Source organism: Natranaerofaba carboxydovora, assembly GCF_022539405.1.
GTDB lineage: Bacteria > Bacillota > Natranaerobiia > Natranaerobiales > Natranaerofabaceae > Natranaerofaba > Natranaerofaba carboxydovora.
Genome location: NZ_CP054394.1, coordinates 417462 through 439805 on the forward strand (window position 1 = coordinate 417462; position 22344 = coordinate 439805).

The 22344-nt window shown below is 36.5% G+C and carries 26 protein-coding genes and 1 other annotated feature; of the genes, 24 read left to right on the plus strand and 2 right to left on the minus strand.

Annotated elements, in window-relative coordinates:
• The first annotated feature begins 79 nt into the window (after positions 1–79).
• The 24 genes from ACONDI_RS01940 to ACONDI_RS02055 all read left to right on the plus strand — a co-directional run bounded on the left by ACONDI_RS01940 (position 80) and on the right by ACONDI_RS02055 (position 20670).
• On the plus strand, positions 80–409 hold the full coding sequence (locus tag ACONDI_RS01940) for a hypothetical protein (protein WP_241079810.1): 330 nt from the start codon (positions 80–82) through the stop codon (positions 407–409).
• Positions 410–479: 70 nt separating this feature from the next.
• The gene (locus ACONDI_RS01945) at positions 480–908 is read left to right on the plus strand and encodes a ferritin-like domain-containing protein (RefSeq protein WP_241079811.1); all 429 of its coding nucleotides are present in this window, start codon (positions 480–482) and stop codon (positions 906–908) included.
• An 85-nt stretch (positions 909–993) separates the two neighbouring features.
• Positions 994–1228: a binding site (T-box leader), on the plus strand.
• A gap of 55 nt (positions 1229–1283) precedes the next feature.
• Entirely contained in the window at positions 1284–3932 is a 2649-nt protein-coding gene (locus ACONDI_RS01950) for a valine--tRNA ligase (RefSeq protein WP_241079812.1), read from the plus strand.
• Between the two features lie 302 nt (positions 3933–4234).
• Positions 4235–5572 carry a bifunctional folylpolyglutamate synthase/dihydrofolate synthase gene (locus tag ACONDI_RS01955; RefSeq protein ID WP_241079813.1) on the plus strand — a complete coding sequence of 446 codons (1338 nt, stop codon included), beginning with the start codon at positions 4235–4237 and terminating at the stop codon, positions 5570–5572.
• A 221-nt stretch (positions 5573–5793) separates the two neighbouring features.
• On the plus strand, positions 5794–7125 hold the full coding sequence (gene rsxC, locus ACONDI_RS01960) for an electron transport complex subunit RsxC (protein WP_241079814.1): 1332 nt from the start codon (positions 5794–5796) through the stop codon (positions 7123–7125).
• 34 nt (positions 7126–7159) lie between these two features.
• Positions 7160–8074 (plus strand): RnfABCDGE type electron transport complex subunit D, encoded by a 915-nt coding sequence (locus ACONDI_RS01965; RefSeq protein WP_241079815.1) that lies wholly within the window; start codon positions 7160–7162, stop codon positions 8072–8074.
• Positions 8074–8898 (plus strand): FMN-binding protein, encoded by an 825-nt coding sequence (locus tag ACONDI_RS01970; RefSeq protein ID WP_241079816.1) that lies wholly within the window; start codon positions 8074–8076, stop codon positions 8896–8898. The genes ACONDI_RS01965 and ACONDI_RS01970 overlap by 1 nt, the downstream gene beginning before the upstream one ends.
• A gap of 60 nt (positions 8899–8958) precedes the next feature.
• Positions 8959–9573, plus strand: a complete 615-nt coding sequence (gene rsxE, locus ACONDI_RS01975; protein WP_241079817.1) for an electron transport complex subunit RsxE — start codon at positions 8959–8961, stop codon at positions 9571–9573.
• A gap of 32 nt (positions 9574–9605) precedes the next feature.
• Positions 9606–10181 carry an electron transport complex subunit RsxA gene (rsxA, locus tag ACONDI_RS01980; protein ID WP_241079818.1) on the plus strand — a complete coding sequence of 192 codons (576 nt, stop codon included), beginning with the start codon at positions 9606–9608 and terminating at the stop codon, positions 10179–10181.
• Between the two features lie 21 nt (positions 10182–10202).
• Entirely contained in the window at positions 10203–11018 is an 816-nt protein-coding gene (locus ACONDI_RS01985) for an RnfABCDGE type electron transport complex subunit B (RefSeq protein ID WP_241079819.1), read from the plus strand.
• 75 nt (positions 11019–11093) lie between these two features.
• Positions 11094–11582: a cyclic pyranopterin monophosphate synthase MoaC gene (gene moaC, locus ACONDI_RS01990; RefSeq protein WP_241079820.1), complete on the plus strand. Its 489-nt coding sequence runs from the start codon at positions 11094–11096 to the stop codon at positions 11580–11582.
• A gap of 84 nt (positions 11583–11666) precedes the next feature.
• Positions 11667–12173, plus strand: a complete 507-nt coding sequence (locus tag ACONDI_RS01995; protein ID WP_241079821.1) for a Na+/H+ antiporter subunit E — start codon at positions 11667–11669, stop codon at positions 12171–12173.
• Positions 12170–12439 (plus strand): monovalent cation/H+ antiporter complex subunit F, encoded by a 270-nt coding sequence (locus tag ACONDI_RS02000; protein WP_241079822.1) that lies wholly within the window; start codon positions 12170–12172, stop codon positions 12437–12439. The genes ACONDI_RS01995 and ACONDI_RS02000 overlap by 4 nt, the downstream gene beginning before the upstream one ends.
• Before the next feature lie 12 nt (positions 12440–12451).
• Positions 12452–12802: a monovalent cation/H(+) antiporter subunit G gene (gene mnhG / locus ACONDI_RS02005; protein WP_241079823.1), complete on the plus strand. Its 351-nt coding sequence runs from the start codon at positions 12452–12454 to the stop codon at positions 12800–12802.
• Positions 12799–13044: a Na(+)/H(+) antiporter subunit B gene (locus tag ACONDI_RS02010; RefSeq protein WP_241079824.1), complete on the plus strand. Its 246-nt coding sequence runs from the start codon at positions 12799–12801 to the stop codon at positions 13042–13044. The genes mnhG and ACONDI_RS02010 overlap by 4 nt, the downstream gene beginning before the upstream one ends.
• Complete coding sequence (gene mbhE / locus ACONDI_RS02015; RefSeq protein WP_241079825.1) at positions 13044–13328, plus strand: hydrogen gas-evolving membrane-bound hydrogenase subunit E; 285 nt, start codon at positions 13044–13046, stop codon at positions 13326–13328. Before ACONDI_RS02010 ends, mbhE begins: the two co-directional genes overlap by 1 nt.
• A complete protein-coding gene (locus ACONDI_RS02020; protein WP_241079826.1) occupies positions 13328–13771 on the plus strand; it encodes an MnhB domain-containing protein in 444 nt (147 codons plus the stop codon). Before mbhE ends, ACONDI_RS02020 begins: the two co-directional genes overlap by 1 nt.
• A complete protein-coding gene (locus tag ACONDI_RS02025; RefSeq protein WP_420848157.1) occupies positions 13740–14108 on the plus strand; it encodes a sodium:proton antiporter in 369 nt (122 codons plus the stop codon). Before ACONDI_RS02020 ends, ACONDI_RS02025 begins: the two co-directional genes overlap by 32 nt.
• A gap of 5 nt (positions 14109–14113) precedes the next feature.
• Entirely contained in the window at positions 14114–15607 is a 1494-nt protein-coding gene (locus ACONDI_RS02030; RefSeq protein WP_241079828.1) for a complex I subunit 5 family protein, read from the plus strand.
• A 27-nt stretch (positions 15608–15634) separates the two neighbouring features.
• Complete coding sequence (locus ACONDI_RS02035; RefSeq protein WP_241079829.1) at positions 15635–18055, plus strand: complex I subunit 5 family protein; 2421 nt, start codon at positions 15635–15637, stop codon at positions 18053–18055.
• A gap of 39 nt (positions 18056–18094) precedes the next feature.
• Positions 18095–19186 carry an FAD:protein FMN transferase gene (locus ACONDI_RS02040; RefSeq protein ID WP_241079830.1) on the plus strand — a complete coding sequence of 364 codons (1092 nt, stop codon included), beginning with the start codon at positions 18095–18097 and terminating at the stop codon, positions 19184–19186.
• 27 nt (positions 19187–19213) lie between these two features.
• On the plus strand, positions 19214–19771 hold the full coding sequence (locus ACONDI_RS02045) for a Gx transporter family protein (RefSeq protein ID WP_241079831.1): 558 nt from the start codon (positions 19214–19216) through the stop codon (positions 19769–19771).
• Between the two features lie 11 nt (positions 19772–19782).
• Complete coding sequence (locus ACONDI_RS02050; RefSeq protein WP_241079832.1) at positions 19783–20031, plus strand: DUF4321 domain-containing protein; 249 nt, start codon at positions 19783–19785, stop codon at positions 20029–20031.
• An 18-nt stretch (positions 20032–20049) separates the two neighbouring features.
• On the plus strand, positions 20050–20670 hold the full coding sequence (locus ACONDI_RS02055; RefSeq protein WP_241079833.1) for a Maf family protein: 621 nt from the start codon (positions 20050–20052) through the stop codon (positions 20668–20670).
• A 159-nt stretch (positions 20671–20829) separates the two neighbouring features.
• On the opposite strand, the gene ACONDI_RS02060 is transcribed toward ACONDI_RS02055, so the two are convergent.
• Together ACONDI_RS02060 and ACONDI_RS02065 are read right to left on the minus strand one after the other, a co-directional pair.
• Entirely contained in the window at positions 20830–21756 is a 927-nt protein-coding gene (locus ACONDI_RS02060; protein ID WP_241078214.1) for a hypothetical protein, read from the minus strand.
• Positions 21746–22273, minus strand: coding sequence for a sigma-70 family RNA polymerase sigma factor (locus tag ACONDI_RS02065; RefSeq protein WP_241078215.1), 528 nt, complete (start codon positions 22271–22273; stop codon positions 21746–21748). Before ACONDI_RS02065 ends, ACONDI_RS02060 begins: the two co-directional genes overlap by 11 nt.
• Positions 22274–22344 lie beyond the last annotated feature (71 nt).

The following is a 22344-nucleotide window of genomic DNA, read 5'->3' on the forward strand; positions in this document are numbered from 1 at the left end:
AAAAGGGGAGAAAGAAAAATGTTAGAGGATGTAAATTTTGTAAAAATATATAAGTGCTGTAAGTTTAGTTGGATTTTCATTGAATGCTCTTAGAGGTGCTTTAGAAAGAGATGAATTTTATATTGATGGAGGGCTTGATAAACTACCTCTTTTTGATACTAAGGTTTTTGAAGAGGATAATGTTGTAGAGGCTCTAGGAACAATCTTAAAAGAATGCAAAAACTGCAAAATGTATCACGATGAAGATTGTGTGATTAATTTAATGAGATCTTCTTTGGAATTTGTGCTGTTAGGGGAGGTATTAGATTACGAAGGATCAACTTTTGTCTACTTAAATGAATTTAAGAATAATAATGAGGAATTAGGGGAAGAGTTATTTTTAGCATATAATTCTTTGATCTATAAGTAAAACCTATGAGCAGGTGAAAACCTATAAGCAGGTGTGAAAAATTTAATTTTAAACAAGGGAGGGTTAAATAATGACTACCAAAAATGAATTGACAATGGCAAATACTCTTGGTGAGGCTAAAGGAACAGGAGCTGAAATGGCTGTTAAGCAAAATTTTAGTGGTGAAACTCAGGAAACAGGCCTATATCTTGCAATGGCAAGGCAGGCCCAAAGGGAAGGTTATCCAGAAGTTGCTGAAAGTTTAAAGAGGATTGCTTTTGAGGAAGCGGAGCACGCTGCAAGATTTGCTGAATTGAATGGGATGATAAACGAAAGTACTTTGGAAAACCTTAAGGAAATGTTAGAAGGAGAGACTTTTGCCAATAAAGGCAAGAAAGAAGCAGCCGATAAAGCTATGGAAGAGAAGCTTTATGAAACAAGCAGCTACTTCCTTGAGTCATCTAATGATGAGGCAAGGCATGCAAGAATGTTAGAAGGGTTAATAGAGAGATATTTCTAAACTTGACACAGGTATATTTAGGTAGTATATTTTAAATGAACAGCGTGAACCAAAACTTAAACTATGTTGCGATTAATTAAATATATTAAAATCTAAGATCGGGAGGAGTAGGCAGGGGATGTTTACAGAGAGGGGTATAATTTGGCTGAGACTACCCTAAGCAAAACCTGCTGAACGTCGCCCGGGAGATGGCTTTCTGAAGTGTCTTTTTATGATTAGTAAGAAAGCCCGGTGCTAACTAACAGCATCGTTAAAACAGAGAGCCCCACACATGGGGAAAAAAGGTGGTACCGCGAAAGCATGCCTCTTTCGTCCTTTTTGGATGAAGGGGGCTTTTTTGATGCAAAATACATAGGATAAAAGGAGTGAATCAATATGGCTTTGGACTTACCTAAAGTGTATGATCCACACAAAGTAGAATCAAAATGGTATGAGAACTGGTTAGAAGGTGGTTATTTTGAAGCGAAAGGTGATGATAGGAAGAAGTTTTCTATAGTAATCCCACCGCCTAATGTAACAGGCTCCTTACATATGGGCCATGCTTTAGATAATACCCTGCAGGATATTTTGATAAGATACAAGAGAATGAACAATTATGACACTTTGTGGATGCCAGGGACAGATCATGCCGGTATTGCTACTCAAACTGTAGTAGAAGCCCACTTAGCCGAAGAAGGACAGAACAAGTACGATCTTGGTAGAGAAAAGTTTTTAGATAAAGTTTGGGACTGGAAAGAAGAATATCATGATAGAATTAGAGGTCAACTGCAAAAATTAGGTGTCTCCTGTGATTGGTCAAGAGAAAGATTTACCATGGATGAAGGTTGTAACAAAGCTGTGAAAGAAGTTTTTGTTTCTTTGTATGAAAAAGGGCTGATCTATCAAGGTAGTTATATCATTAACTGGTGTCCTAACTGTAACACAGCGCTTTCGGATATAGAAGTTGAGCATTCTGATGAAGAAGGAGATTTGACCCATATCAAGTATCCTTTAACTGATGGAAGCGGCGAAATTATAGTAGCAACGACCCGTGTAGAAACAATGCTAGGTGATACAGGTGTAGCTGTTAACCCAACGGATGAAAGGTATAAACATTTAGAAGGTAAAAAAGTAAAACTGCCAATTGTAGAAAAAGAGATTCCGATAATTTTTGACGAATATGTGGATCCTGAATTTGGCTCTGGTGCTGTTAAGGTGACACCTGCCCATGACCCTAATGATTTTGACATGGGGGAACGCCATAATTTGGAAAAAGTAGATGTTATAGCGAAGGATGGAAAGATGACGCAAGAAGCCGGGAAATTTGCCGGTATGGATAGATTTGAGTGCAGAAAAGCCCTTAAAGAGGAACTAAAGAAAGAAGGTTATATAGCTGATATAGAAGATTATAGTCATGCAGTAGGACACTGCCAAAGGTGTGATACAGTTGTTGAGCCTCTTCATAGTACTCAGTGGTTTGTCAAAATGAAACCTCTTGCAGAACCAGCCATAAATGTTGTGGAAGAGGGAAAAACTGAGTTTGTACCCGATAGATTTAAAAAGATTTACTTGAACTGGATGGAAAATATCAGAGACTGGTGTATTTCGCGTCAGCTTTGGTGGGGGCACAGAATTCCTGCCTGGTACTGCGAATGCGGTAAAACTATTGTGTCAAGAGAAGAACCTGGTGAGTGCCCTGATTGTGGTGGTAACAATTTGGAGCAGGACCCCGATGTTTTGGATACGTGGTTTAGCTCAGCTCTTTGGCCCTTCTCAACAATGGGCTGGCCAGAGGATACTGATGACCTTAGAAAGTTTTATCCTACTGATGTGCTTGTTACTGGTTATGATATAATATTCTTTTGGGTGGCCAGGATGATATTTTCCGGATTAGAATTTATGGGGGAAACTCCTTTTAGAAAAGTATTAATCCATGGTCTTGTTAGAGATGCTCATGGAAGAAAAATGAGTAAATCCCTTGGTAATGGTATAGATCCCTTAGATGTTATAGACGAATACGGTGCAGATACACTTAGGTTTACCCTGGTTACTGGTAATACCCCGGGTAATGATATGAGATTTTCTTATGATAGAGTAGAAGCTAGCAGGAACTTTGCCAATAAAATATGGAATGCCTCCAGGTTTGCTTTGATGAATTTGGAGGATTTTGAAAAAAGAGAACTCACCCCGGATAATGAAAACTTAACCCTGGCTGACAGGTGGATTTTAAGCCAATTAGGGGAAGTCATTGACAAAGTAACCACTTTAATTGATAAGTTTGAGTTGGGAGAAGCTGCCCAGGAACTATATGAGTTTATCTGGACTCAGTTCTGTGACTGGTATATTGAGATGGCCAAGATCAAACTTTATAACGGTACTTCTGAAGAAAAAGCTATAACACAGAATGTACTGGTGAAAGTTTTAGATGAACTACTGCGACTGCTTCATCCTTTTATGCCATTTATTTCCGAGGAAATATGGAACAAACTGCCCGTTGAAGGCGAAAGTATAATGATTAGTTCCTGGCCTACAAAACCATCAGAGTTTGAAGATAAAACATCAAAGGTAAAAATGGAACAATTAATGGAAGCTATTAGAGCAGTAAGAAATCTTAGAAGAGAGATAAATCTGCCTCCTGCTAAAGAATCACCTATTATAGTACATGTTTCGGGTGAAGAAGATCATAACAACTTCGAAGATGGAAGAGTTTACCTAGAGAACCTAGCAGGGGCAAAACCTGTTGATCTTGTAAAAGACCTACAGGACAAACCTCAAAAAGCACTTACAGCGGTAGTTAGAGGAGCAGAAATTTATATGCCTCTTGAAGGCTTAATTAACCTTGATGAAGAAATAGAGAGATTAGAAAAGCAATATAATGAATTATCAGATGAAGTATCAAGGGTTGAAAATAAACTATCCAATGAAAACTTCATAAATAAGGCGCCAAAAGATGTAGTCGATAAGGAAAGAGAGAAAGGTAAAGATTATAAGGAGCGTCTAGAAAAGGTAAAAGACCGGCTTGAATCGCTAAAAGCAATGAAGTAAAAGAGTGAATAACTTGTTTGGCACATACCCATAGCTCATATAATTTGTTACAAATTTCTGAATTGACTCTGGTGTAAAAAGTATATTCACAAAAGTAAAGTGTTTTTAATTGATACATCTAAGATTTGTCAGCAGTCGAAATAAGGCTTCCTCATCAAGATGTATTGCCAATTAAAAACAAAACTTTGTTCATATGACTTTTTGCATCAGAATCAATATTCGCTAAAGGTATATACCAAAACAAGCAAATGATTATAGTCCTAAAAAATGCTGTTGTAGTCAGGATGAAGGAGGAAAATAAAATGGGAGATGAAATATATAAAAGCAGTAATACCGGCGTTGAATGGATTTTGAGCCTTGGTAAGTTTGGCCAAAAACCGGGTTTATCTAGGGTTGACTATATAATGGATAAGCTTGGTAACCCACAAGATGAAGTGAAATATATTCATATCGGTGGGACAAATGGTAAAGGTTCTACCTCATCGTATATAGCCAGTATTTTGAAAGAAACGGGTTATAAAGTAGGGCTTTTTACTTCTCCTTTTATGGAGCGTTTTAATGAAAGGTTTAGGATTAATGATAAAGACATACCAGATGAAGTGTTAGAAAGATTAATTGAGGAAGTAAAACCTATTGCAATGGATAAAAACTTACACGAAAAACATGGTCATCCAACTCAATTTGAAATAGTAACGGCTATAGCTTTTTTATACTTTGCAAGAGAAAAAGTGGACTTTGTTGTATTAGAGGTTGGCCTCGGTGGGAGGCTCGATTCAACAAATATAATAACTCCTACATTATCTGTGATAACCAATATAGGTCTTGAACACACAGATGTTTTAGGAGACAGTGTTGAAGAGATTGCAGCAGAAAAAGCGGGCATTATAAAAGAAAACGTTCCAGTTGTTACAGCTATTGAAGATGAAAATGCACTAAAAGTAATCGAAGATAAGGCAATGGAAGAAAACTCAAAAGTATACAAAATTAGAGAGGACTTTTCTTATGAATATATTGAATCTAATTTGGAAGGGCAGTTATTTGATTATAAAGGTATAAATGGCCGTGAGATGGATTCTTTGAAAATTAATCTACTTGGGTCACATCAAATGAAAAACGCTTCATTAGCTGTTGCGACAGTAGAAGCTCTTAAAGTTTTGGGTTTTGACATTCCTTTAATATATATTAGAGAGGGGCTAAAAAAAGCTAAATGTCCTGGAAGAATGGAAATATTGAATGATGAGCCTTTTATATTATTAGATGCATCACACAACTTGGAAGGAATTAGATGTTTAGGAAATGAGATACGAAAGAATTTGTCCCCTTATAAAGATATAATATTGTTGATAGGAGTACTAGCTGATAAAGAAGTTGAAAAAATGCTAGCTGAAATTTTACCCGTAGCTACTTATGTGATTTTTACCACACCTGATAACCCTAGAGCTAAAACTCCTGGAGACTTAGTTGAGTATGCTTTAGAATATGTTTCAGAGGAAAACATTATTGTAGAAGAAAATATAGATAAGGCAGTTGATATGGCCATGGGATTTATTGAGGGTAAAAATAGTGAATTGGCCTTAGTTTGCTGTGGTTCTTTCTTTGTGGTGTCTCCTGTTAGGAACTGTTTGAAAAATAATCATTAATTAAAAATAGAATTAAAATAAAATTTATAAAAAGGAAGGATTTACTGACTTATTATCGAAGTAAAAAAACTGTCATGTAAATCGATATTTTTTTGTCTAATTGTTTTTATTTTTACTTGTTTTTATCGTAACAAATACGTATAATTTCTAAGGCAGGTGATTTTTTTAAAATTTTAACTTTTTAGACTAAACTATATTATAGAAAAGGGGTGAAAAGCAATATGGTTATCGAACCAAGTAGTTTTAAGGGTGGGATCAACCCGGGGCATTATAAAATATCGGCACAGAAACCAATAACCAAAGCAAGTGCTCCAGAAAAAGTTTATATTCCACTTCAACAGCATATTGGTGCCCCATGTACCCCCCTAGTGGAAAAAGGTGAAGAAGTAAAGCTAGGGCAAAAGATTGGGGAAGGGCAAGGTTTTGTTTCGGCTCCTGTACACGCAACTGTGTCAGGCAAAGTTATTGATATCACAGACTATACTCATCCGTTAGGAACAGAAGTGCCAACTATCATTATTGAAAATGATGGTCAAGACGAGTTACATCCAGACATTAAAGGCAATGGTGAACTAGAAGACCTTTCTGTAGATGATCTAAAGAATATCATTAAAGAAGCAGGGATAGTTGGAATGGGTGGAGCTACTTTCCCGACGCATGTTAAGCTATCTCCGCCCGATGACAAGCCAATAGATACTATAATAATTAATGGAGCAGAATGTGAGCCTTTCTTGACATCAGATCACAGGACTATGGTGGAGCATGCTGAAGAGCTTGTCTATGGGACAAAAGCTATCATGAAAACAGTAAACTGTCACAATGCTTATATTGGGATTGAAGCAAACAAACCAGATGCAATAGAAAAAATCAATGAATTAGTAAAAGATGATAAAAACATCGAAGTTGCTAAACTAGAAGTAAAATACCCACAAGGTGCAGAGAAACAGCTTATAGAAACTGTGACAGATAGACAGGTGCCTTCTGGTGGCCTCCCAATGGATGTAGGATGTATTGTTAGTAACACAGGAACTTGTGTTGCTATCGCGAAAGCAATTAGAGAAGGAGTTCCCCTTTACGAGAGGGTAGTTACAATCACAGGAAGTGGTGTTGAGGAACCTCAGAACTTGCTAGTGAGAATTGGCACACTAGCATCTGAAGTAATCAAGGAATGTGGAGGTATGACTGATAACACCAAAAAAGTTATCATGGGTGGTCCAATGATGGGTATGAGTCAGCCAACTACGCATTTTCCTGTGATCAAAGGAACTTCAGGTATTCTTCTTTTAACAGATAAAGAGGTAGAGCTTCCTGAAGAAGGTCCTTGTATTAGCTGTGGTAGGTGTATTGATGGTTGTCCGATATCATTATTACCAAATAGAATAGCTGAGTACAGTGATCATGAAAGATATGAAGATGCAGAAGAGTATAATGCTCTTGATTGTATTGAATGTGGCTGCTGTACTTTTATATGCCCAGCTAAAAGATTTTTGCTCCATCACATTCGTCTGGCAAAAAATCAGATAATGGCTAGGCGTAGGGAGGAACAAAAATAAGTAATTTATTTTGTATAGAAAAGGAGGGAGCACAATGGAAGACAAGTTTGTAGTATCCCCATCACCTCACTTGCGTACACAGGAAAGCGTAAATACGATTATGCGAGATGTAGTGATTGCTTTGGTTCCTCCAACTATTGCAGGTGTGATATTTTTTGGATGGTGGGGCTTAGCCTTAGTGATTATTGGCATGATATCAGCAATGGTCACCGAATCTATAATCCTAAGAAAATCTCTTGCACCTAAAGCAATTGTGGGGGACTGGAGTGCTGCTGTTACAGGAATGCTAGTTGCACTCATATTTCCTCCGATTTCACCCTGGTGGGTGGTAGCGATTGGCTCGTTTGTTGCTATTACTATCGGAAAGCTTTTCTTTGGTGGAATTGGGTACAATATTTTTAACCCTGCATTAGTAGGAAGAATGATATTATTTGTTTCATGGCCTGTATTTTTAACAACCTGGTCAGAGCCAGTAGGAACTCATGATGCTATAACTGGAGCAACTCCATTAGATGGTGCAGAGGCAACTTATACTGAATTATTTATAGGTAATGTTAGTGGTTCTCTTGGAGAGACTTCAGTATTAGCGATTCTAATAGGTGGTATTTATCTCCTCGCAAAAGGTCATATTGATTGGCGCGTTCCGGTTGGATATTTAGGTGCAATGGCGCTTTATACTCTTATAGCTGGTGAAGACCCTATCTTTCACTTACTAAGTGGAGGAGCAGTTTTTGCAGCATTTTTCATGGCTACCTGCATGGTAACTTCTCCATTTACAAGGTCAGGTAAGCTTATATTTGGTATTGGATGTGGAGTTTTAACGGCTTTATTTAGAGTTAATGGAGCTGCACCCGAAGGTGTGACTTATGCAATTTTAATCATGAACGCTGTGGTGCCGTTTATAAATAATTACACCAGGCCCAAAATTTATGGGGAGGTGTCTAAATAATGAGCTTCGGTGAGATTTTAAAACTAGGTATAACTTTGATGGTTGTTGCTATAGTTTCAGCGGGAGTATTGACTTTTGCTCATGGAGTAACGGCTCCTGTGATTGAAGAACAGCAGCTAGCTGAGATTGAAGATGCAATGTTTGAATTTTTCCCTGATGCTGATGAAGTAAAAATAGAAGAAATTGACGGGGAAGAGTATTATATTGCTTTAGCTGACGGAGAAGAAGTTGGTGTTGCCACTAGATCAGTAGGTGGTGGTTATGGTGGCGATATCAAAATGATGGTTGCGGTTGATATGGATGGAACAATTAAAGGTGTACAGATACTAGCACATGAAGAAACAGCAGGTCTTGGAGATGTGATTGAAAAAGAAGACTTTAGAGAAGAATTTGTGGGAATTGACAAAGAAACTGCTGTGTCTGCTGAAGTTGATAATATCTCAGGTGCAACAGCAAGTGTTGGTGGAGCCACGACAGGTGCAGAAAGAGGCAGAGATCAGCTAGCATTTGAATATCTAGGTTTTGAAGCACCAGAGACGGATGTAGATGTAACACAAGTGCCTGATGGAACCTATGAAGGTACAGGGGATGGCTTTGGTGGAGACACTGTGGTTGAAGTTACAGTAGAAGGCGGAGAAATTGTTGAGATAGAAGAAATATCAAACGAAGACACACCAGAATATTGGGATGATGCATGGCCAGAAATAGCTGACAGAATAATTGAAGCACAGTCAATGGAAGTTGATGCTGTATCTGGAGCTACTGCTTCAAGTGAAGGTGTAATGGAAGCCGTGGTAAATGCTCTTATTGATGAGACTGAATAATAAAGAAAAGTTTATCAGGAATAAGTTAATTAAAACCTTGAAAATGCTGGAGGTGAAAAAATGAGTGAAGGAGTTTTTTCTAGAGGGATTCTTAAAGATAACCCTATCTTCCGCCAGGGACTTGGGCTCTGTCCTGTTCTTGCGGTGACAGTAGCGGCTGAATATGCTCTGGGTATGGGGCTTGCCACAACAGTAGTATTGTTAGGCGCAAATATTGTTGTTTCCCTTATAAAGGATTTTATTCCAGCTAAAGTTAGAATCCCATGTTATATTGTAGTAATAGCGACCTTTGTGACCCTTGTAGATATGTTTTTAGCGGCTTATCTACCTGATATGCATGATGCGCTAGGTATATTTATTCCACTGATTGTTGTTAACTGTTTGATTCTTGGAAGGGCAGAGTCCTTTGCTTCAAAGAACAGTACGCCAAAAGCCATTATAGATGCGTTTGGTATGGGACTTGGTTTTACTTTAGGCCTTGTGATGTTAGGTCTATTTAGAGAGATTTTAGGCGCGGGTGAAGTTTTTGGTTATCCAATAATGCATGAGATATTTGGTGCTTTTGGTGCACAGTATCAATCAATGCAGGTTTTTGTATCCCCAGCTGGAGCATTCTTTGGCTTAGGGATTTTGATTGCTGCAATGAATATTATTTACAAAAGGCTTGAAGTATAAAAAAATAATGGACTGAAAGGAGGCAGGAATAAATGGGAGACTTGCTACCTATCTTTTTTGGTGTTATATTTGTGAATAACCTGGTATTAATCCAGTTTTTAGGTATATGTCCATTTATGGGTGTGTCGAAGAAAGTAGATACTTCAATTGGTATGGGTATGGCAGTTACCTTTGTTATGACTCTCGCTGCAGTTATAACATGGATGATTCACAATTGGATTTTAGTTCCTTTTGGGATAGAATATCTTCAGACCGTTTCTTTTATATTGGTGATAGCTTCACTGGTGCAGTTTGTTGAAATGGCCGTTGAAAAAATTAGTCCTTCTCTTTATCAATCACTCGGGGTGTTTTTGCCTCTGATAACAACCAACTGTGCAATTATGGGCCTTGCTCTACTAAACATTACTAATGAGTATTCCCTTCTAGAATCTGCTGTACACGGAGTTGGTGGAGCTATTGGTTTTACAATTGCACTTCTATTAATTGCTGGCATAAGAGAACAGCTTGAGCTTGCGAAGATGAATGACCTTGTAAAAGGTATATCTGTAGCTTTTATAGTAGCCGGAGTAATATCTGTAGCATTTTTAGGATTTGAAGGCGTGGTTTAAAGAAATAGGAGGTGAAACCTAATGTTTGTATATGCAATTGTTAGCTTAGGGGCTATAGGTCTGTTTTTTGGGCTGGTTTTAGCATTTGCTTCACAGGTATTCTATGTTGAGAAAGACCCAAAAATAGAAGCCATCTCAGAATTTTTGCCTGCAGCTAACTGTGGTGCTTGTGGGTATCCAGGTTGTGGTGCATTTGCTGAAGCAGTTGTCAAAGGAGAAGCGGGAATTAGTGATTGTGCTCCTGGTGGCAACGATGTAGCTTCTAAGATAGCTGATGTTTTAGGAGTTTCGGCAGCTGAATCAACTGAAGAATATGTTGCTGAAGTAGCCTGCATGGGTGGTAGAGAATATTGCGATGAACAATTTGTTTATCATGGTATAAATGATTGTCGTGCTGCTATGATGTATGCGAATGGCTTTAAAGCATGTGACCATGGCTGCCTAGGCCTTGGAACTTGCGTAGAAGTCTGTAATTTTGGTGCAATAACTATGGGTGATAATGGAATTCCTATTATGGACCCTGATAAGTGTACCGGCTGTAATAGATGCAAAAATATATGTCCAAAGAATGTAATAAGGATGATCAATAAAAAGACTAAACATCATGTTCGTTGTAATTCAAAAGACAAAGGTAAAGTAGTTAAGAGAGCATGTAAGATAGGTTGTATCGGTTGTGGAGTATGTGCCAAAAATTGCCCAGAAGAAGCGATAACTGTTGAAGAGAATCTAGCATATATTGATAGCCACACATGCACAAATTGTGGCAAATGTATTGAAAAATGTCCACGTGACTGTATAACTGACACCTTGGACTTCAAAACAAAAGCTCTAAGTTAAGTCAAGAGAAAAAAAGAGTGCGAAAGAGGGTACTATACCCGACTTTCGCACTCAATTTTTGATGGAGGGAATAGAATGAACCAGGAAAACAGCTTTACTCATATGAATGAATCTGGTAGACCAAGAATGGTTGATGTAGGAACTAAAGAGGATACTAAAAGAAAAGCCACTGCATGTGGATATATATATATGGCTGAACACACCTTAAAGAAAATTATTGAAGGCCAAATAAAAAAAGGTGATGTGCTAAATGTAGCTCAGACAGCAGGGATTATGGGAGCGAAAAAAACTTCAGAAATTATCCCAATGTGCCATCTATTGATGCTAACTGGTGTAGATATTGATTTTGAAATTGACGAAAAAAATAATAGGATCTGTATAGAAGCTGCTGTAACTACTACTGGTAAAACAGGGGTAGAGATGGAAGCATTAACGGCTGTTAGCACTTGTGCCCTTACAGTTTATGATATGTGTAAGAGCATAGATAAAGAGATGGAGATTTCAGACATTAAATTAATAAAGAAAACCGGGGGAAAAAGCGGGACTTTTATCAAAGAAAAATAAAATTTATCATTGTCAAATAAGCTAATTAGGATTAGACTATACTTTAGATAATAAAATGTAGGCGATTAAAAGGAGTTTTTTAATATGTCAAAAGTAGTAGATAATTCTATAATCGGGATGATATTTCTTTTGATTGTCTTTTGGTTACTGATATTAGAAGAATTTGCACTGTGGAAGGTGCTTATTGGGATTGCTTGTAGTGTGCTGATTGTACTCTTTATGAAGGATTTTGTGTTAAATAGGAATTTGAGGTTTGTACTGAATATTAAGAATATTATTAGTGTTTTCAGATATATCCTGGCGCTTATAAAAGAAATAGTTATTGCAAATATTCAGGTGGCGCAAATTGTGCTTGCTCCAAAAATGAAAATAGAGCCAGCGCTTGTTAAATTTAAGGGTAAGGTAAGTAAAGAAACAAGCAAAGCGGTATTAGGGAACTCTATAACCTTGACTCCCGGAACATTAACAGTCGATATCGATGGTGATAATTATGCTATTCATGGCCTTACCAGAGAATATGCAGAAAACCCTATGGATTGGTACTTGGTTGACTGGCTTTTAGAGATGGAAGAGGAGGATGAAGTGGAATGATAAGTATAATAGACGCATTTGCCATAGCCCTTGTAATACTGACTATATTAGGATTTGTATGCTTATACAGGGCTTATAAAGGGCCCTCTTCTGCTGATAGAGTTGTAGCTATCACCGTTATTGCTACTAAGACCTGTACTATTATTGCTTCGGTTTCTTTTATTTATCAAAAGGAATTCTTTTTAGATGTGGCTTTGGTTTATTCTCTTATTAGCTTTATAGCAATGATAGGAGTTGCCAAATATCTAGAACGAGGGTCTTGCTAGGAGGGAACTGATTTGGAACTTATTATGGATATTTTGATAGTTTTTTTCCTTATTTCTGGTGTTTTCTTTTACTTTGTTGGTGTTGTTGGGTTAATTCGAATGCCTGATGTTTATAGTCGAATGCATGCTACGACTAAGTGTGACACCCTTGGAGCAGGTTTGATTCTTTTAGCTTTGATGCTTGCTCAACCTATATCTACTGCTACTGCAAAAATATTTTTTGTAATAGTTTTTATTTGGCTAACTAATCCAACTGCAGCACATATAATTGCTAGAGCCTCATACAAAACTAATATTCCTTTTGCATCTGATACTGAATTTGTAGATCATACTTCAGATGGCGCCAAGGAGGAAAGACAATGATTCTTGAAATACTGAATATATTATTACTTCTTTTTTTGGTGGTATGTGCTATTGCTGTGGAAAGAACTAAAGATTTACTTAGTGCTGTTATTATTTTTGGTGCATACAGTTTAGTAATGGCTATAACATGGGAGCAGCTTCAGGCACCGGATGTTGCTATAACTGAAGCAGCCATTGGAGCAGGGATGACTACTTTACTATTTGTAGTTACAATAAGCAAAACAAGGAGGTATGAAGATTAATGCTAAAAAACCTTATAGCACTGATAGCAATATTTCTAATTGGCTATAGCATGTTATTGGCTGTAGCAGAAATGCCTACCTTTGGAGATCCTGACAACCCAACTCAGAATGAAGTCGCCCAGAGATATTTGGAAGAAGGACCCGAGGAAACTCAGCATCCAAACCTTGTTTCCGCTGTATTAGTGGCATATAGGTCTTTTGATACATTTGGTGAGATTACAGTTCTTTTTACTTCAGTGACAGGGGTTTTGGCCGTCATTCATGGTAAACGGGGGGACGAATAATGTTTGATTCCATCCTCAGAATAATAGGACGAGCTATTATTCCATTTATAATGATGTATGGTCTTTATGTTATAATATTTGGCCATGAATCACCCGGGGGAGGATTTTCGGGTGGAGCGACTTTTGCAACTGGTTTTATACTTTATAGGCTAACTTTTATGGGAGTTGAGGATACACCTGAACTTAAAAAAGGCTTTGGGATAACTAGACTTGGGTATCTTATTGAAGAGAGAGGAATGCTCATGCAGGCTGTTACTGGTTTGTATACATTTTTTATCGGAATTATATTTTTGTTAATAATTTTTCCAAATCCACTATTTGTTGTACACGGAAACTGGTTTAATGCAGCTAATGGCTTTAAAGTTGCACTTAGTCTTGTGAAATTGTTTTATCTATTAAACGAAGAGGAGGATGAAAGTGGAGCTATCAGCCATAGTAAATAATTATCATTACTTGTTTGCCCTAACATTGTTTTTAATAGGGTCGTATACAATGTTAACTCATCCGAACTTAATCAAAAAAATTATAGGGCTTAATATTATGGAAACGTCAGTTTTTTTGTTATTTGTTTCTACGGGTTATGTAGAAGGGGGAGGAGCTCCTATAATACACGGGGAGGCCGCTGTGGGTGCTTATGTTAACCCTGTGCCCCACGCATTGATTCTTACTGGCATTGTTATAGCAATTAGTATTACGGCTTTAGCATTGAGTTTGATTATCAAAATTTATGAATATTACGGAACTTTGGATACGGATGAAATTTCAAGGCTGAGGAGATGATTTGGTTGGACATTACTGTTCATTTTCCTATAATAATTGTATTGATAGGTATATTTGCTTCCTTTATAATACCGGCAGCGAATCTATATAAAATTAAGATTGGTGAAATTATCTCCCTTGCATCGATTGCATTGATGTTTGTATTGGGAATATATTTAAGAATACAGCTAGCTATAGATGGTCCTTTTACATACCACATTGGAGGATGGCCGGCTCCATGGGGTATAGAATTTAAAGTGGACTATCTTGGTGCTTATATGGTGCTAATTATAACGGGGATTGGTTTTTTAACTTTATTTTATGCTACAAAAGACCTTGCCCATGATCTAACTGAAAATGCCCAAGGTATTTATTATCCTTTGTATATTTTGCTTATTGCCGCTATGGCAGGTATGGCAATTACAAATGATATTTTTAACTTGTTTGTATTATTAGAGGTATCATTATTATCTTCTGTAGCAATAATCTGTATCAAAGAAAATGAAGCAACGATTGAAGCCAGTTTAAAGTATTTAATTTTAAATGCTTTGGGCTCGGCTGCTGTACTACTAGGTATTGCCTTGTTATATATGATTACAGGTCATCTGAATATGACTTTTATCGCAGTTGAACTGCAAGAGGTTTACCCTCAGTATATGAATGTTATTATAGCGGCAATGGCTCTTTTTTTAGTTGGTTTTGGAGTGAAAGCTGCATTATTTCCTATGCACGTATGGCTGCCTGACGCTCACGGTTCAGCACCATCACCGTCAAGTGCAGTTTTAAGTGGACTTGTAATAAAAATTTATACGGTTTCTTTAATTAGAATATATTTTCAAGTTATTCCGAGGGCGGTAATAACTGCCATTCCAATAATGGAGATAGTCTTATGGCTCGCTGCGATAGGTATTATTTTAGGTTCTATGTTTGCTATAGTACAAGATGATATAAAGAAGTTATTAGCATACTCCTCTGTTGCGCAGATAGGGTATGTATTTTTGGGTATTTCATTGATGAGTTTCACAGGGTTTCAAGGTGGATTAATTCATATTTTAAATCACGCATTTATAAAAGCAATGCTATTTTTGTCTGCAGGTGTTATAATTTACTCAACGGGTTTAAGGAAAATAAATGATTTAAAAGGGATCGGTTTTAAATTACCCTTTACTATGACATGTTTTACACTAGGCGGGATAGCAATGATTGGGATACCCGGAACGAATGGTTTTATAAGTAAATGGTACTTGGCCCTTGGAGCATTAGAAGCTGGAAGGCCAATCTTTGTTCTTGTGCTTTTGGTTAGTAGTATGTTAAATGGAGTTTATTACCTGCCTATAATTGTAAATTCCTTTTTCGGGGAAACTCCTGAGGGTTTTGATAAATTAAAGATTGATCCGGTTCCATGGCAGATGAAATTCACACTTTTAGTTTTGGCATTTGGTGTTGTTTTCTTTGGAATATTCCCATCGCTGCCACTGGGGATTCTTGAAAGTGCTACAGAATATATATACGGCAGTTAGTGGTTTAGTTTTAAAGGAGGATAAATTATGGAGCTTTTTCAAGTTGTAGAGGGCAAAGTAATTGAATCAATGCTTCCTATTTGGATAGTATTGGTTCCAATTATTGCTTCCTTTGCATTAATTTATATAGGAGGAAAAAGTGAAAAGATAAGAGATATATTTAGCAGCATTGTTTCTGGTGTGACCTTTTTAATGGTGCTTGGTTTATATCCTATGGTTAGTACAGGAACAGTTGAATTTTCCTTGGGCTGGTTTTTGGGAGAAGGCTTATTATTCAGAGTTGATCAGTTTAGCTTTGTCCTTGCTGTTTTGGTTTCTTTGATTTGGTTCTTGGCTACTCTATATGCTACAGATTATATTAGTCACGAAGAAAATAGAAATAGATTCTATTTTTTCTGGATGATGTCATTAGGTACTACTTTAGGCGTATTTTTGACGGGTGACTTCTTTAGCTTGTTTTTATTCTTTGAACTAATGACATTTGCAAGTTATGTTTTAGTTATTCATGAAGAAGATGATGAGGCCTTAAGGGCAGGTAATTTATATATTTTCCTTGGAGTTTTAGGTGGTCTTGCAATATTAATGGGAGTATTCTTAATGTACTCATATACTGGATCCTACGAAATGGCTCCAATGCTTGAAGATGTTGCGGATTCCGGGATAAATATTATTTTACTAGTTCTAATTTTCATATTTGGTTTTGGAATTAAAGCTGGACTTGTACCCCTTCATATTTGGCTGCCAAAAGCACACCCGGTAGCCCCTACCCCTGCAAGTGCACTACTTTCTGGTTTAATGATTAAGACAGGGGTGTATGGAATCTGGAGAGTACTAATGACAGTTTTGGCTCCATCAGATGTTAGTGCAGTACCAGAAGCGGCATTTAATACTTTGACTAGTTTTGGTGGGGTAGTTATTTGGATGGGCATTATAACTATGTTTCTTGGAGCTTTTATGGCATTCTTGCAAACAAGTGGCAAGAAAATACTGGCTTACAGTAGTGTGAGCCAAATTGGATATATTTTCATGGGTGTTGGTGCAGCAGTTTATTTAGGATTTGACGGTCCAGTTGGCTTTGCTGGAGCTATGATGCATGTGATTAATCATGCACTTTTTAAGGCAGGGCTCTTTTTGGTTGTAGGTGCAATTTATATTAAAACACACTTATTAGATATTGATCGGGTTAGAGGTATGTTTAAGCCGATGCCATTTTTGGGTGTAGCATTTTTGGTGTTTGCATTTGGTATAGCGGGAATTCCTTTATTTAATGGTTACGCAAGTAAAGTGGTGCTTCATCATGCTATAGTAGATGCATATAGCTTAGAAGGTAGCACTGCCCTTCAAATAGCAGAAACAATTTTCACAATAACAAGTGCTTTTACAGTGGCATACTTTATAAAGTTGTTTAGAGGACTATTTTTGGGCCGACTACCAGAAGAATATAAGAAGAAGGACTTATCCGTTGCTCCGATAGTGAAGGTGGTCTTAGCGGTATTTATTGTATTGGTTATAGGTATAGGAAGCTTCCCAAACTTTTTCTTAGAGCAGATTGTAGTACCCGGGATGAGTACCTTCCCTCAATTCCAAGCAGACGTGATATCTGAACAGCTTATAGGGCTTAACTTCTGGGACTCATACGATTTGCAAAAAGTAGTGCTTGTGCTTGCTATTGCGTCATGTATTTATATTCTAGGAACTGCTACTGAATTTGTTAGGTGGCGTGCGCCTTACTGGCTAAGTATAGAAAATGTCCTATATAGACCTATCGTTACTGGATTTCTTAATGCTTCTACAACCCTTGGGGCAACTTTTGATGTTACTATTAATGACTTTTTTGAGCAGACTAGTAGACAATCAATGGAGATTGCAAAAAAAGTAAGTAAATTAGATCAGGGTATAGATGAAACTTACAGCAAGAGTGGAGAAAGAGCAAAGGATGCCATGGAAAAAGCAGGTGTGCTAGATGGAAAAATTGATGATTTTTATGAGGAAAGTGGCAAAAGAGCAAAAGGTATTGCCAGGACTACAAATCAGATCGATGGTAAAATCGATGATTTTTATGAAGAAGGTGGTAAGAGAGCAAAAGGATGGGCAAGAGCTACCCAGGAACTTGATGAGAGTTTAGACAGTGCATATGCTAGAACCGCTGCTGGGTTAACTTCAGCTGCAGGAGTTGCAAAAGGGGAAAATATAGAAGAATTCCAAGAGGGCTCTTTGATCTATGATGAGGAAGAACTAGAAAAAGCATACTCACAAGTTGGTCGTGTAAGCCATCACGTGACATCGCGCAAAAAGCTAAGAAAACGTCCAAAGAGTATATGGGAGATGTTTGGTTTAGATGCAAGTGTATTAAATATTAAAAATCTAAACTTTGACTCCTTTATTATAGCGCTAATGCTAGGGTTATCACTTTTCTTCTTACTGTTTTATCATCAATTTTTAAGATAACACTCAAAATTAATTCTTTTAGAAAAGGAGACAGTAATAATGAATTTGAAAATACCAGTTTTTCTATTATTAATAGTATTTTTAACAATTGTTTTTGTGGGGTGTGGTGATGAAAGTGGTGGTTATGAAGAAGTAACAAGGTCTAGCTTTAGCTATCTAGATACTGAAATACAAATTATGGTACACGCTAGAGATACTGAAAAAGGGGAAAACGCCATCGACAATGCATTTGAAGAGATTGAAAGACTTGAAAGTATTCTAGCAAGACATCAAGCAGATAGTGATGTTAATAGAATTAACGAAAATGCTGGTGTGGAAGAAGTAGAGGTAAATCCAGAAACAATGGAACTCATCGAAAAAGCTGTTGACTGGGGAGAACTTACTGACGGCCATTTTGATGTTACAGTAGCTCCTTTATTGAATCGTTGGGGTTTTGGGGAAGATAGGTTGTACGAATTGATTGGCAGAGAAGATGAGGAAGGTGAACCTGAAGTTGACTTTGAAATCCCAGCTGAGGAAGAAATAGAGGAACTTCTAGAGTATGTGGACTATCAGCAAATTGAAATTAATGAAGATGAAAATACAGTGTTTCTTCCTGAAGAAAATATGCAAATAGAAATGGCAGGTATTGCCAAAGGATATATTTTAGAAGGGGCTTTAGAAGTCTTAATTGAAGAAGGGATAGAATATGGTTTTGTAAGAGCTGGTGGGGATATAACGACAATTGGTGGAAAACCTGATAACGAACCTTGGGTAATAGGAATTAGAAACCCTAGAGAACAGGGGCATTATGCAAGCTATTATTTGGAAGATAACTCAATTGGTACTGCAGGTGATTATGTTAGGTATTACGAATTAGACGGCGAAAGATATTCTCATATTGTTGATCCTATTGAAGGTCGTCCGGCTAGAGGAGTAGTAAGCGCTACTGTGGATGCACCTACTGCAATGGAAATAGACGTAATATCAACAACATCGTTTGTGATGGGGGTAGAAAAAGGACTGGAGTTCATAGAAAGTCTTGATGATGTTGAGGGCGCTCTTGTTGACGAGGAAGGAACAGTACACTTTTCTTCAGGATTTGAAGAAAACATGGGAGATGGTCCAGAGCAAGGAGCTAAAATATTTTAAAGCTTGGAAAGGGTGTAACTATTTAATATGGGACAGCAAGGAAATATGGCAAGCAAAGGACCTTATAAAACGGTTTATATTGCTTTACTTGTAACATTTGCATTAGTATTACACTTAATAGAGCAGGCTCTTCCATCACCTTTTGTATTACCTGGAGCCAAATTAGGGTTAGCCAACATTATAACCCTGTTGGCTCTAATTATTTTTGGTTTCAAAGATGGCTTAATGGTGGCAATACTGAGGACATTTTTGGGTTCGTTGCTAGCAGGTACTATTTTTGGTTTTCCTTTTTATTTGAGTTTTACCGGAGCCGTTGTAAGTACATTAGTGATGCAATTTGGTATTTTTCTTAAAAATAAAGGCTTAATTAGCTTAATTGGTGTGAGTTTACTTGGGGCTTCAAGTCATAATATAGCTCAGTTAGTAGTAGCAAGTATTATCATGAATCAGTTTGGAATATTTTTTGTATATTTACCTTACTTATTAGCTGTTGCAATACCAACCGGGTTTTTTACAGGTCTTGCAACAATATTTTTAGAAAGGATTGTTAGAAATAATCTTAGCAAAGTAGTAGGTTCTAGTTAGGAGTGTCAGCATTGAAAGGTAAATATAATCTTTTATTTTTAATAGTTGTTTTAGCAGTTGGAGCATTGCTTGGGAATTTGCTTGGAACACTATTAAGTGACCAAATTCCAATTATGTCTATATCACAATCATTAGGCATTGATCCTCCAATGCACTTAGATTTAAGCTTTTTCGAACTAAAGCTAGGATTTATGTTTAATATTAACCTGGCCGGTTTATTGGGGTTAATAATATCACTCTGGATATTTAGTAGATTTTAAATACTTGGAGGTAATAATGTGGGGAAAAATATAGTTCTAGCTTCTGCTTCTCCAAGAAGATACGAACTTCTTAAACAGTTAAAATTGGATTTTGAAGTAATCCCTAGCAGTTTTGTTGAAGAATTTGATGAAAATTTTACACCTAGCGAACTAGCTATAGAATTTGCTAAGAACAAAGCGTTAGAAGTATCTAACAGACTAGACAAAAAAAATAAAATTAAAGACGGTATTGTTATTGGGGCAGATACAGTTGTTGTTCTAGACGAAGAAATTTTAGGAAAGCCGGACAACAAAAAAGAAGCAAAACAAATGCTGCAAAATTTAAATGGGAATAAACATGAAGTTATAACAGGGCTGAGCTTAGTTAGTGTGTACAATGATGAAGTTATTACAGACTATTGTGAAACAACGGTATGGTTTAGAGATTTGACAGAAAACGAAATTGAGAGGTACTTATCAAGAGAGGAATGGTCAGATAAGGCAGGAGCATATGGTATTCAAGGTTTTGGAGCTTTATTGGTTAAAAAAATACATGGTTGTTATTTCAATGTAGTTGGTCTTCCTTTGTCCAAATTAGCTAAAAGTCTTGAACACTTTGATATTAAAATTAAGGGGTTCGATTTTAAAGTTGAAATTTGAAAATCACAAGCTAAATCACAAAAAATTCACATGGTGAATAACAAATTTTTCACATTAAAAAAATTGCAGTTCTCTCTAGTAAAAATGAGAGAACTGCAATTATCTTTAAGGCACATAAATCGGATAATGTGTATCAACCTTGTTTAAAACTCCATTTACTTAATAGCTTTTGGGGATATCATTAGTCCCTCTTTTTTCTATTACAAAATCAGAAATTACTGGGTATTCTTCTGCTAAACTATTCTTTTTATCTTCTGCTTTTTCTTTACTATTGAAATAATCTACTTCTATTAAAAATTCTTCATCTTCATCTTTTAACATCCTTCTAGTATCGAGTGAAAATAGCTGTTCTTCTAATATTCCAATTTTTTCACCATAAGGATGTGATTTACTTCTAATCGAGTATATAGTTTCTTCTTTACTTTCTGGTTTTTCTTCTAAAGTAACAACTAACTGTCCTGGCTCTTTATATTCTGTCACTTGATATGAGAAAGGCTTATCCATAGTAATTGAAAATCTTACCATAGAATCGTCTAGTGTCATTAATCTATATATATCCTGTATCATATTTCCGTCCTTCATCTTTTCAAATTCATCTTCAGCAGAAAATTCTCTAACACCTGAAATTTTGAAATTTAAAGTGTATGGGTACTCATTGTAATCAATTTCATAGTGACTTGCAAACTCCTCTTCTTTAATGTCCTGAGAAAAGTTTATTACTATGTGCTCTTTGTTGTCCTTTTCGACCAATGAAATAAACTCTACGTCACTTCCATCAGTAATTTTGCCACCTTCCTGGGGTGCTTCACTAAAATCTAGTACCCTCACTAACTGTCCTGCTATTGGGATATCGTGCATAGCATTTGCAAAAGCAGGCATTGTATTAACACTAACTGTAAAAAGTAACAAAATTGAAGCGGCAACACCTAGACTGATCTTTTTAACCTTATTTTTGAAATTTTTTCTAGCTCTTTCTTGCATTCCTTTTTCAACTCCTTTCATTATACAGTCATCAATCTCTTCAGGGATGTCAATACTTTTGTAATAATCTTCTTTAAAATTCTGAAGCTTATGCTTAACCTTCACAATTATAGCCTCCTTCCAGATTATCTTTAATTTTCTTTAAGCCTCTATAAAATTTTGTTTTAACAGTATTTAATGGATAACCTAGAATTTCTGATATTTCCTTTAACTTGAAACCTTCAAAACTCTTTAATATTATAATTTCTTTGTCTTTTTGCTCTAAATCATCTAAAGCATTATTTAAGTCTATCATCTCAACTATCTCATCTTTGTTATGCCGACTATCTCTAACTTCTTTGTTCTCCATAAAAACGTACTTCTTATTTGATTTAATATAATTCACTGCAGTATTGATAGTAATTTTTACAAGCCAAGTATCGAAGTACTCTGGCTGCTTTAGTTTATCTAGTGAAATGTACGCCTTGTATGTTGCTTCTTGGACTACATCTAGAGCATCTTCTTTATTTTTTACATATGAAAATGCTATGCGATAAATTTTTTCCTTTCTCGATTGTATTAGGTTTACAAAACTATCTTCATCTCCTTTAACTGCTTTTTGAACTTGTATTTCAGTTGTCAATTTTATTTTAGCCTCCTTTGCTACCAATTTACTTCACTAATTAGACAAGATAAGTACAACAAAAAGTTTCA

Excerpts from the sequence above, each read along its gene's own strand:
- mbhE (WP_241079825.1), top strand. The coding sequence starts at position 13,044 with ATGCTAAAAAACCTTATAGCACTGATAGCAATATTTCTAATTGGCTAT.
- ACONDI_RS02045 (WP_241079831.1), top strand. The coding sequence starts at position 19,214 with ATGGGACAGCAAGGAAATATGGCAAGCAAAGGACCTTATAAAACGGTT.
- rsxA (WP_241079818.1), top strand. The coding sequence starts at position 9,606 with ATGGGAGACTTGCTACCTATCTTTTTTGGTGTTATATTTGTGAATAAC.
- ACONDI_RS02025 (WP_420848157.1), top strand. The coding sequence starts at position 13,740 with ATGAAAGTGGAGCTATCAGCCATAGTAAATAATTATCATTACTTGTTT.
- ACONDI_RS02010 (WP_241079824.1), top strand. The coding sequence starts at position 12,799 with ATGATTCTTGAAATACTGAATATATTATTACTTCTTTTTTTGGTGGTA.
- rsxE (WP_241079817.1), top strand. The coding sequence starts at position 8,959 with ATGAGTGAAGGAGTTTTTTCTAGAGGGATTCTTAAAGATAACCCTATC.
- ACONDI_RS01965 (WP_241079815.1), top strand. The coding sequence starts at position 7,160 with ATGGAAGACAAGTTTGTAGTATCCCCATCACCTCACTTGCGTACACAG.
- ACONDI_RS01995 (WP_241079821.1), top strand. The coding sequence starts at position 11,667 with ATGTCAAAAGTAGTAGATAATTCTATAATCGGGATGATATTTCTTTTG.
- ACONDI_RS02020 (WP_241079826.1), top strand. The coding sequence starts at position 13,328 with ATGTTTGATTCCATCCTCAGAATAATAGGACGAGCTATTATTCCATTT.
- ACONDI_RS02035 (WP_241079829.1), top strand. The coding sequence starts at position 15,635 with ATGGAGCTTTTTCAAGTTGTAGAGGGCAAAGTAATTGAATCAATGCTT.
- ACONDI_RS02000 (WP_241079822.1), top strand. The coding sequence starts at position 12,170 with ATGATAAGTATAATAGACGCATTTGCCATAGCCCTTGTAATACTGACT.
- moaC (WP_241079820.1), top strand. The coding sequence starts at position 11,094 with ATGAACCAGGAAAACAGCTTTACTCATATGAATGAATCTGGTAGACCA.
- rsxC (WP_241079814.1), top strand. The coding sequence starts at position 5,794 with ATGGTTATCGAACCAAGTAGTTTTAAGGGTGGGATCAACCCGGGGCAT.
- ACONDI_RS01955 (WP_241079813.1), top strand. The coding sequence starts at position 4,235 with ATGGGAGATGAAATATATAAAAGCAGTAATACCGGCGTTGAATGGATT.
- ACONDI_RS01985 (WP_241079819.1), top strand. The coding sequence starts at position 10,203 with ATGTTTGTATATGCAATTGTTAGCTTAGGGGCTATAGGTCTGTTTTTT.
- ACONDI_RS01970 (WP_241079816.1), top strand. The coding sequence starts at position 8,074 with ATGAGCTTCGGTGAGATTTTAAAACTAGGTATAACTTTGATGGTTGTT.
- ACONDI_RS02040 (WP_241079830.1), top strand. The coding sequence starts at position 18,095 with ATGAATTTGAAAATACCAGTTTTTCTATTATTAATAGTATTTTTAACA.
- ACONDI_RS01950 (WP_241079812.1), top strand. The coding sequence starts at position 1,284 with ATGGCTTTGGACTTACCTAAAGTGTATGATCCACACAAAGTAGAATCA.
- ACONDI_RS01945 (WP_241079811.1), top strand. The coding sequence starts at position 480 with ATGACTACCAAAAATGAATTGACAATGGCAAATACTCTTGGTGAGGCT.